The following is a 787-nucleotide window of genomic DNA, read 5'->3' on the forward strand; positions in this document are numbered from 1 at the left end:
CCTAAAATCCGCAACTATCATCCAATACACGATTAAGGGTAGATTTATGAGTCGTTAGTAGCAGCTTTCAGTAAAAAGCAACAGCACAACATCAATATGTAGCCACCATCCCCTTACCCCACGATGCGACTTGAGGTAATACGCAGATTCAAACCGGAAAGAAAGGATTCTTATCCGAATTCTGTTTTGAAGGGTTTTGCATAAGCTCGGTTCTCTGTGTAGATATTCAGCACGTATTGCCTTGCAGTCATGATCCACTTGGCAGGTACGGAGATGAATCTGAAGACAAAAGCCTTTATGCGACTCGTTTTCTTGAGCCCAAAAGCCTTGGTGTCAAGCCTGCTCATGATGGTCTTGTAGAAATTGTGTATCAATGCAGTAAGCAGAAGAAAGACAGTATTCTCCGCCATGAATGACTTGGGGAGCCTGCTCCAACCGAATCCGTTGTTCATGTCGTCAAAGATACGTTCCTTGCCGCCACGCAGATTGTAGAATTCAACAATGTCCCTTGTCGATGACTTGTAATCGTTGGTCAGAATACAACGGTAAGTGTATTCGCCTTCCCACAGGTCAAGGTCGCCACTGTTGCGTCTTTGTCTCTGGATGACAAGACGATAGCACTTGCCTTCCCATTTCTCAACGAGAATGGAATTGAGTTCGAACTGGATGCCGTTAATCTCCTCCGTCTTCCATCCTCTCAGAGCAAAGATGTCATTGTAGAGCGAACTGCATCGGTTGGCACGGATGTAGAAATGTTTGCAATGCTTCTCTATCTCACTGACGATTT

General features: G+C 45.0%; 1 pseudogene. It reads right to left on the reverse strand.

The annotated features are described in order from the left end of the window. Positions 1-170: 170 nt before the first annotated feature. A pseudogene (locus CIK90_RS13540) lies at positions 171-787 on the reverse strand (IS1380-like element IS612 family transposase); the annotation flags it as partial.

Source organism: Prevotella sp. P5-126 (assembly GCF_002251185.1).
GTDB lineage: Bacteria > Bacteroidota > Bacteroidia > Bacteroidales > Bacteroidaceae > Prevotella.